The organism is Streptomyces sudanensis, from assembly GCF_023614315.1.
Taxonomy (GTDB): Bacteria; Actinomycetota; Actinomycetes; order Streptomycetales; family Streptomycetaceae; genus Streptomyces; species Streptomyces sudanensis.
In genome coordinates this window covers 217311-226070 of record NZ_CP095474.1, presented here as the reverse complement: position 1 = coordinate 226070, position 8760 = coordinate 217311, and the positions used below count along the sequence as shown (strand labels likewise).

General features: G+C 76.6%; 10 protein-coding genes and 1 pseudogene. 7 read left to right on the top strand and 4 right to left on the bottom strand.

Features of this window, described 5'->3' with window-relative positions:
* Positions 1 to 322: 322 nt before the first annotated feature.
* Positions 323 to 1153 (bottom strand): glycoside hydrolase domain-containing protein, encoded by an 831-nt coding sequence (locus MW084_RS00995; protein ID WP_029553239.1) that lies wholly within the window; start codon positions 1151 to 1153, stop codon positions 323 to 325.
* Positions 1154 to 1371: 218 nt separating this feature from the next.
* On the opposite strand from MW084_RS00995, the gene MW084_RS00990 reads away from it, so the two are divergent.
* The gene (locus MW084_RS00990) at positions 1372 to 1542 is read left to right on the top strand and encodes a hypothetical protein (protein ID WP_010468108.1); all 171 of its coding nucleotides are present in this window, start codon (positions 1372 to 1374) and stop codon (positions 1540 to 1542) included.
* Between the two features lie 151 nt (positions 1543 to 1693).
* Here MW084_RS00990 and MW084_RS00985 read toward each other — a convergent pair whose 3' ends face one another.
* Genes MW084_RS00985 through MW084_RS00975 form a run of 3 tightly spaced genes read right to left on the bottom strand, consistent with a single transcriptional unit; the run spans position 1694 to position 3593 of the window.
* Positions 1694 to 2707 carry an iron-containing redox enzyme family protein gene (locus MW084_RS00985; RefSeq protein WP_010468110.1) on the bottom strand — a complete coding sequence of 338 codons (1014 nt, stop codon included), beginning with the start codon at positions 2705 to 2707 and terminating at the stop codon, positions 1694 to 1696.
* Between the two features lie 3 nt (positions 2708 to 2710).
* Positions 2711 to 2926: a CDGSH iron-sulfur domain-containing protein gene (locus MW084_RS00980; protein ID WP_010468112.1), complete on the bottom strand. Its 216-nt coding sequence runs from the start codon at positions 2924 to 2926 to the stop codon at positions 2711 to 2713.
* Positions 2910 to 3593, bottom strand: a complete 684-nt coding sequence (locus tag MW084_RS00975; protein WP_010468113.1) for a HemK2/MTQ2 family protein methyltransferase — start codon at positions 3591 to 3593, stop codon at positions 2910 to 2912. The genes MW084_RS00980 and MW084_RS00975 overlap by 17 nt, the downstream gene beginning before the upstream one ends.
* 310 nt (positions 3594 to 3903) lie before the next feature.
* Between MW084_RS00975 and MW084_RS00970 the strand changes: the two genes are divergently transcribed.
* From MW084_RS00970 to MW084_RS00945, 6 genes and pseudogenes are all read left to right on the top strand, one after another.
* Positions 3904 to 4299 (top strand): VOC family protein, encoded by a 396-nt coding sequence (locus tag MW084_RS00970; RefSeq protein ID WP_010468114.1) that lies wholly within the window; start codon positions 3904 to 3906, stop codon positions 4297 to 4299.
* Positions 4300 to 4559: 260 nt separating this feature from the next.
* Positions 4560 to 5594 carry a DNA topoisomerase IB gene (locus MW084_RS00965; protein WP_010468115.1) on the top strand — a complete coding sequence of 345 codons (1035 nt, stop codon included), beginning with the start codon at positions 4560 to 4562 and terminating at the stop codon, positions 5592 to 5594.
* 281 nt (positions 5595 to 5875) lie between these two features.
* Positions 5876 to 6751: an MEDS domain-containing protein gene (locus MW084_RS00960; protein ID WP_010468116.1), complete on the top strand. Its 876-nt coding sequence runs from the start codon at positions 5876 to 5878 to the stop codon at positions 6749 to 6751.
* Positions 6748 to 7704: a sensor histidine kinase gene (locus MW084_RS00955; RefSeq protein ID WP_010468117.1), complete on the top strand. Its 957-nt coding sequence runs from the start codon at positions 6748 to 6750 to the stop codon at positions 7702 to 7704. The genes MW084_RS00960 and MW084_RS00955 overlap by 4 nt, the downstream gene beginning before the upstream one ends.
* Positions 7705 to 7928: 224 nt before the next feature.
* On the top strand, positions 7929 to 8114 hold the full coding sequence (locus MW084_RS00950; protein ID WP_010468118.1) for a hypothetical protein: 186 nt from the start codon (positions 7929 to 7931) through the stop codon (positions 8112 to 8114).
* Between the two features lie 138 nt (positions 8115 to 8252).
* Positions 8253 to 8651, top strand: a pseudogene (locus tag MW084_RS00945) (VOC family protein); the annotation flags it as partial.
* Positions 8652 to 8760: the final 109 nt, after the last annotated feature.

The window sequence follows — 8760 nt, the reverse complement described above, 5'->3', positions numbered from 1 at the left end:
GCGCCCCCGCCGGCCGGCCCGGGCGCCCCGTCGATGTCCATGCCCCACTCCTTGCCGCGGTTCCCCCGACACACGCACTTCGGCCGCCCTCCCACCCGCGGATGCGGTGGGCGGGGTCCAGCCGACCACGTCGCGGCCGACGGCGCCAGGCGCCGCCGGTGCCCCTGGTCCCATCGGGCGACCCGGGCGGCCGGCCGTCGCGCGGACGACTGCCCCGGACGGCGGAGGGCGGGCTCCGGCCGGGGGCGGGGCGCGGCCCGGCCGGAGCGGCGGCCCGGTGGGACACGCGGCCGGAGCGCCGGCCCGGCCCGCGGCCCGCGGGTCAGCCGATGATGGCGACCGGGGCGTCCCAGGCGTTGCGGTCGACGGTGAGGGTGTGACCGCGGCGGGTCTCCCTGCTCTCGGCCTTGTACTGGTGGCCGCGGCTGTGGCCGGTGTACAGCTTGGGGTCCCAGGGCCAGTCCGCGGTGGTGGTCTCCCGGCCGTTCCACAGCGCGTACCAGAGGTTCCCCGGCAGGTCCGTGCGGTCCTTGGCGGTGGCGATCGCCTTGGCGCTGGAGCTGCTGAAGCCGTAGAGGCCGGCGCGGTAGGTCTTGGCGCGCAGGGTCTTGGTGAAGGACCGCACGTAGGCGAGGGTGGCGTCGTTGCACGCCTTGTCGGTGATGTCGTACGACTCCATGTTGAGGTAGATCGGGCTGCCGGGCCGCATGCCGAGCGCCGACGCCTTGGCGACCGCGTCGTTGGCGTTGCTCACCCCGACCGAGGCCGCGGTGGCCGCGGTGAACCTCTCCTTGTTCCTGCTCTTCTGGCAGGGCGGCTGGGCGCCGACGTACAGGGGGATGACCCGCCAGCCGAGCGTGTGGACCGACTTCACCCACGACCTGGTCAGGTTCGGCTGGGCGCAGCCGCGGTTCTTGCCGCCGACGTAGACCGCGACGCCGCCGTAGTAGGCGTTCTGCTTCCACGCCTTCATCGCGGTGAGCGAGGGCGCCGTGCAGGTGTCGAACGCGCGGCCCGTGTAGGTCTTCTGCGCCGGCCACGCCGGGGCGGCCATCGAGGTCTGCGCCGCGACCCCGGCGCCGACCACGACGGCGACACCCGTCGCCGCCAGCGCGATGTAACGGTTCTTCCTGGACAACCTGTGCTTCGGCATTTCCCCACCCCATACGACGTGTCGAACCGGGCTCCGGCGATCCGGAGCCCGCCCACCCTACCGGGGAGGCGGAGCCCCCCACGGGCGGCCGAGCCGGCCGCGCGGGGCACATGAGGCGCACGGGCACCGGCGCGCCGGCCGCCGCGCCCCGGGCGCGGGGCGGGGCGCGCGTGTGCACGTGTCACGGCAGGGCACACGGGGGGTGGAGGCTGATAACCATGGTTCCCCTTCTTCTCGTCCTTCTTCTGATCCTGCTCCTGTTCGGCGCGGGGTTCGCGCTCGAAGCGCTGTGGTGGGTCGCGGTCGTCGTGCTGGTGGTGTGGCTGCTGGGCTTCGTCATGCGGTCGGCGGGGGCCGGCGGCAGGCGCGGCCGCTGGTACCGCTGGTAGGCCGGCCCCGAAAGCCGGCACCGTGGCCCGTCCCGGACCCCCGGGGCGGGCCACGGTGCTCTCCCCGGTACCGGCCCCGACCGCGGGCGGCCGGCACGGGACGCGCCGCACCCGCCCCGGCCGCCGTGTCGCGGACCGCCGCCTCACGGGGTCACAGGGGCTTCCTCAGGCTCGTGGCGCCCTCGGACCAGGAGCGCAGCAGGCGCTCGCCCAGGAGGTCCTCCAGGTGGACGGTGGCGGCGATGCCGAAGGCCACGTCGGGGGCGAGCCCGGGCTCGTCGGCCAGCAGCCCGCCGATGACGTCCCGGCGGACGATCTGCTCGTGCACCGCGTCGGCCGTCACGTGCTCGGCGTAGAAGTGCTCCGCCGCCGGGCCCGCCCCGGTGCGGCGCATGGCCTCGGCGAGCCGGCGGGACCCGGGCGACGAGGTCACCTCGACGGTGGCGAAGTGCCCCACCAGGGCGCCCCGGTGGGCGCGGTGCAGGCCGAGGAGGGACATGAGGGTGACGTTCGCCAGCATCTCCGCGGGGGCGTGGTCGAGGTAGCGGCCGTACCGGGTGTCGAGCCCCAGGTCGGTCATCAGGTCGGCGAAGAGCCGCGCGTGCATCCGCTCGGGCCGGCCCCCTCCGAACTCGTCGTACTCGACGGCCACGAACGCCGCCTTGGCCCTCCCGTGCAGCCGGGGGATGACCCACGCGTGCGGATCGGCCTCCTTGAGGTGGTACAGGGAGCGCTGGGCGGCGTACTCCCGCAGGTGCCACAGCTCGCCCTTGTCCCGCAGGAAGTGCGAGACGCCCTCGCCGTCGACGGGCTCCACGAGCAGTTCGTCGAGCGCGTCGTACACGTCCGGCCGGCCCTCCGTCCGGGCGCGCAGCTCGCCGAGGAAGCGCTCCTCCACCGCCCGGCGCAGCGCGAGCAGCCCCGGGTCCCACTCCCATTCCGGGGCGACGCCGTGGAAGCCCTGGTAGTGCAGCTCGTAGCAGAGGTAGAGGGCCAGCTGGAGGTCGTCGCCCAGGGGGTCGGCGCCGCGCACGGCCGCGGGGCCGGGCACCGGACCGCCCACCGGGCCGCGCAGGGCGGTCAGCACCCCCTCGGACACCTCTCCGCGCGCGGGCGGCAGCTCGCCCCGGAGGGCGTCGTCCACCGGGGGGATCCGGTCCTGCATGCTTCACCTCTTCGTACGTCGGCGGTGGCTGGTGTCGCACCAGGGGTAGGCGCGGCTGCGGCGGCAGGTGCACAGCGCCACGGTGAACCGGTCGGACCGCACGACGGTCCCGTCGTCCAGGGCGACCTCGACCGGGCCGTCGAGCAGCAGCGGCCCCTCCTTGGTCACCGTGACGCGGCAGGGGCCGGCGCCCGGGCGCTCCTCAGGGTCGGTGGGCACGGATGATCACCAGCTCTTCCTTCTCCTGGCCGGGGGCGATCAGACCCCGGCGCTCCAGCCAGTCGGAGCGCGAGCGCAGTACGGGGCCGAAGGGCACGGAGCTGCGCTCGACGACGGCGGCCGCCAGCCCCGCCCGCTCCAGCCGCTCGATGGTGGGCGCGACACCGCTCAGCGCCGAGTGCACCAGCAGCAGGGCGCCCGAGGGCCGCAGCAGGTCGGCCGCGCCGTCGCAGACCCGGTCGAGCACCGCCCGGCCGTCGTGGCCCGCGTCCCAGGCGACGGCGGCGCCCCGCCGGGGCGGCCGCCCGTGCGGCGAGGGGACGTACGGCGGATTGCACACGATCAGGTCGAAGCGGCGGTCCGAGGCGGGCTCCAGCAGGTCGCCGTGGAGGACGCGGACCCGCTGCCGGGCGACCGCCGCGTGCAGCCGGGCCGTGATCACGGCGCGCCACGAGCGGTCGACCGCGGTCACCCGGGCGCCGCGCCGCGCCGCGGCGAGTGCGAGGGCCCCGCTCCCGGTGCCCACGTCGAGGACCTCCGCGCCGGGCGGCAGGTCCTCCCGTTCGATGGCGTCCCGGAGGAGGAACGTGTCGGACTGCGGCGCGTAGACCCCCGGGGCGAGGAGCAGTGCTCCGGCGCTCCGACCGGTGTCCAGCAGGCTCGGCATACCGGCTCCCTGGAAAGGTCGTGCCGGCGGCCCGGTGCCGCCTGGCGTTCTCGCCATGCCGGGTGCCCGCCGGTGCCGTTTTCATCCGCCGAGGCGCAGGTGGAGCCGCAGGTCCGCGCGGCGGAGGGAGCCCCCGGGCGGGCGCGGGCCGCCGCGCCGCGACGTGCGGGAGCGGACGTTCCGTACGTGCCCGCCCCCGGATGGCCTCCGGTGCCCGCCCCCGGATGGCCNCNTCNGCNCNNCCNCGGATGGCCTCCGGTGCCCGCCCCCGGAGGGCGTGCGCGGCGCGGGCGCGGGGCAGAAGGGGGCCATGACGGTATCGAAGAGAAGCGTCCTGGTCCTCGACTGCTCCGAGCCCGAGGCGCTGGCGGAGTTCTACGCCGGCCTGCTCGGCGCCGACGTGCGGCGCGGCGCCGACCCCGACTTCGTGGAGGTCGTCGGCCACGACGGCGTGGAACTGGCGATCCGGCGGGACCACGGGTACGCCCCGCCGAGCTGGCCGCGTCCGGACGACTCGCAGCAGGCGCACCTCCACATCCTGCTCGCCGAGGCCGACATGGACGAGGCGGAGCGGGAGGCGGTCGCCCTGGGGGCGCGGCCGGTGGACACGAAGGAGAACTCGGGGCCCCGCGACGTGCGCCTGTACGCCGATCCGGCGGGCCACTCCTTCGCCCTCGTGGCACGGGAGGGCCGCTCCGCCACCTGACCGGCCCGCCCGGCGGGGCGGCGGCGCCCGGGCGGCGCGCACCACCCCGCCCGGGCGCAGGNCCCNGGCCCGCCGCCGTCCGCGTACCGGACCGCGGGCGCGCCGCACCGCTCCGGAAGGCGCCGCCGGGAGAAGAGCACGGGCCCGGGTGGAGGACGGCCCGGTATGCGGGTACACGCAGGGCAGTCCTCCGCCCGGGCGGGCCGCCGCACCGAGGCCCCGCCCATCCCGCCGGAGCAGCTCGCGTCACGGAGGTCGGGTTGCGTTTCCACCACAGTCGTCCCGTCGACCCCGGTTACACCCGCGTCCGCCACGGGCGCGGCTTCCGCTACCTCGACGCCCAGGGCCGGCCCCTGCGCGACCCCGCCGAGCTGGACCGCGTCCGCGCCCTGGTCATCCCGCCCGCCTGGCGCGACGTGTGGATCTGCGCCCGCCCCAACGGGCACCTCCAGGCCGTCGGCACCGACACGGCCGGCCGCCGCCAGTACCTGTACCACCCCCGGTTCCGCGCCGAGCAGGAGCAGGCCAAGCACGAGCACGTCCTCGACGTCGCCGAGGTCCTGCCCGCCGTGCGGGAGGCCGTCGAGGGCCACCTGAGCGGCCGCGGCCTGACCCGGGAACGGGTCCTGGCCACCGCCGTGCGCCTGCTCGACCTGGGCTTCTTCCGCATCGGCAGCGACCGCTACACGGAACTCAACAGCAGCTACGGCCTCACCACGCTGCTGCGCGAGCACTCCCGCTGCCAGAGCGGCGCCGTCCTCTTCACGTACACCGGCAAGCACGGCAAGGAGATCGTCCAGACCGTCGCCGACCCCGCCGTCTGCCGCAACCTCACCGCGCTGCTCCGCCGCCGGGGCGGCGGCGACCGGCTCCTCGCCTACTGGGAGCGGCCCTCCTGGCACGACGTGACCGGCGCCGACGTCAACGCGTACCTGAAGGAGATCGCCGGCCTGGAGATCACCGCCAAGGACTTCCGCACCTGGCACGCCACGGTCATGGCCGCCGTGGCGCTGGCCGTCTCGCAGCCCGTCGCCCGCAGCGAGAGCGCCCGGCGCCGCGCCATCGCCCGCGCGTGCCGCGAGGTCTCCGGGTACCTCGGCAACACCCCGGCGGTCTGCCGGGCCTCCTACATCAACCCGCGGGTGATCGAACTGTACGAGGAGGGCGTCACGGTCGCCGCCGCCCTGCCGCGCCTGGGCGCCGAGGGCGCGTTCGGCGTCCCCGCCACGCAGGGCCCCGTCGAGCGGGCGGTGCTGCGGATGCTGCGGACCGGACGCCCCCCGCGGGCCGACTGACCGTACGCGCGGGGCCGGCGGCGGGGACGGCCGCCCGCCCGCACCGGGTTCCGGCTTCCGGCCCGGGCACCGGCCGGCTTCCGCGCCCCGCGCCCGGCCCCTTTCCGCCACCGGCCCGCGCACCGGCGGCGGGGACGCGGTCCGCGGGTGCGGGAGGAGCCCGGAAGGCCCCCTTGCGCCCGGGGGACAGTAGGCTGTGGGGGAGTGCGTCGGGGCGGTCGGGGTGGTCCGGTGTGTTTCCATGGAAGGCAGGCCGGAGCGGACGGGACGAGGGGAGCGGCATGGTGATGGCTCCCGGAGCGGCCGTTCTCCCCGCGCGGGCGCCGGCGACGGGACACCACTCCAGCGTGGTCTTCTCCGACGACCGGCAGTGGGCGGAGCACCTCTGCGGCTTCGTCCGCAGCGGCCTGGACCAGGGCGAGCAGGTGCGGTACTTCGCGGACACCACCGAGCCCGGGCGGGTCCTGCGCACGCTCACCGACGCCGGGATCGACGCCGCGGCCGCCGTCACCCGCGGGCAGCTCTCCGTGTCGATCGCCGTGCAGACCTACCTCACCGGCGCCGTGTTCGACCCGGACGCGATGATCGGCCTGTGGCACGACGCGATCGAGGCGGCCTCCGCGCAGGGCCACCGGGGGTTGCGGGCGATCGGCGAGATGTCCTGGGGCGGGCGGGACGTGGCCGGCGCCGACCGGCTCCTGGAGTACGAACTGCGGGTCCACCACGAGGTCTTCGAGCAGTGGCCGCTGACGGCCTGGTGCTTCTACGACCGCCGCCTGCTGCCCGACGCCCACGTGGCCCTCCTGGCGGGCGCCCACACGGCCCACCGGGGCGACCTTCTCGCCGAGCCGACGCTCAGGGTGACCCCGCTGACCGACCGCCCCGGCTTCCTGATGTCCGGCTCGGCCGGGTATGACACGAGGAGCGCCGTGGCCGCCGCGGCCGCGGCCGTCAGGGGCGCGTCGGCGCACCGGGTGGAGCTGGACCTCGCCGCCCTGCGCCACCTGGACGCGGCCTCCCTCGCCACCCTGGCCGGCGCCGCCGCGGGGCAGCCCGGCGGTCCGGCGCTGCGCGTCCGGCAGCCGCCCCCGGCCCTGCGGCGGCTGCTGGAACTGTTCCCCGCACTCGACTCCGTGGTGGAGGTCGTGGACCGATGACGACCTCGACGCGACCGGCCGGCGAAGTCGGCCGGCAGGACGCCTTCTTCCACCCGGCGCTGTTCTACGGGACGCCGCAGGAGTACCTCGACGGCCTCGGGGCCTTCGTGCGGGACGCCCTCGACGACGGGCAGCCCGTGCTGGTCGCCGTGCCCAGGTGGCGGCTCCCGATGCTGCGGGACGCCCTCGGCGACGGCCGCGAGCACGTCACCTGGGTGGACATGACCGAGGCGGGGCGCAACCCGGGGCGGATCCTGTCGATGCTGCAGGAGTTCGCCGACCGCCGGGGCCCGTCCACGCCGGTGTCCATCGTGGGGGAGCCGATCTGGGTCGGCCGCACACCGGGGGAGACGTGGGAGGCGACCCGTCACGAGGCGCTCATCAACCTCGCCTTCCAGGGGCGCCGGGCCAGCATCCTGTGCCCCTACGACACGGCGCTGCCCGGGGACGTGCTGGCGCAGGCGTACCGCACCCACCCGGTCGTCGGCTCCCCGGGGGCCTACCGCGCCAGCTCCCGCTACACCGACCCGCACGACGTCTGCCGCGACTGCGACGTCCCGCTGCCCGAACCGGCCGACGCCGTCGTCGTCCCGTTCGGCGAGCGGGACCTGGCGGCCACGCGTGACGAGGCCGGCGACTGGGCGGCGGCGGCCGGCCTGTCGCCGGCGCGCCGCACGGACTGGCTCCTCGCCGTCAGCGAGGCGGTCAGCAACTCGGTGCGCCACGGCGGCGGCGAGGGCACCCTGCGCATGTGGAGGGCGAACGGCGGGCTCGTCGCGGAGATCAGCGACCGGGGCCGCCTGGACAACCCCCTCACGGGTCGCCGCCGCCCCGACCCCTGCGCCCCGACCGGCGGCCGGGGAGTGTGGATCATGCACCAGCTGTGCGATCTGGTGGAGGTCCGCGCGACGGACCGGCGACTCGTCCTGCGCCTGCACATGGGCCTGGAGTGAGGCGGGGCGGCGGCCCGCCCGCCTGACCGCCCGCGGCCCGGTCTCCCGGACGCACCGCATACCGCCCGCCCGGACGATCGGGCCGGGCCGGCACCCTGCCGCCTGCCGAGGGTCCGCCTTCCCGAGCCGGTGGGGCCCGGGTGCGGAGACCCCGGCCGCGCGGGTACGGAACCGCGCGGCGCCGCCCGGCGTTCCCCCTGTAGCCGACCTGGAAGGGGACGCACATGTCGACGAGGACGAAGATCGTGATCGGGGGAGTGGCCGTCGGGCTGCTGCTGGTGCCGCTGATCGGCTTCTGGATGTCCCTGCTGGTCGTGGTGGGCGTGCCCGCCCTGGCGTACCTGGCCCTCGACCCCGGTCAGCGGCGCCGGCTGCGGCGGGTGGCCGGGCGGCGCGAGATCGGCCGCTGAACCCGGGCGCAGCCCCCGCGCCGGGCGGCGTACGGCGCGGGGCCTACGCCCGTGACCCCTCGCCCCGTACGCGGTACGGCCCGATGCCTACGCCCGTCGCCCGACGCGCCGACGCCCCCGACTCCGTAGGTTCGGGGCATGCACCCACACGCCACCGCGCACATCCGCATCGCACGCCCCTCCGCCGACCTGGACGCGGCGGAGCGCTTCTGGGTCCTGGGCCTGGGACTCGGTGAACTCTGGCGCAGCCGGGGCGGCGCCGCGCCGGGCGGCCACGATCTGCTGATGGTCGGCTGGCCGGGAGCCGGCTGGCACCTGGAGCTGGTGCGCGACCCCGCGGCGGCCGTCGCCCCGCGGCCGACCCCGGAGGACCTGCTGGTCGTCTACCTCGGCGGGCCGGTCCCCGACGCCCTCCCGGCCCGCCTCGAACAGCACGGCGGACGGCGCGTCGCGTCGCGCAATCCCTACGGGGACCGCTGGGGCGTCACCGTCGAGGACCCGGACGGCTACCGCCTGGTGCTGTCCACCCGGAACTGGCCCGGCACGTCGGACGCCCCGCTCGGCGTCCGCACGGAGAGCCGGGGGCACCGGGAGCCCCCGGGCGGCCGTGGCGGGGGCCGCACGGGCTGAGCGGTACGGGGGNGGC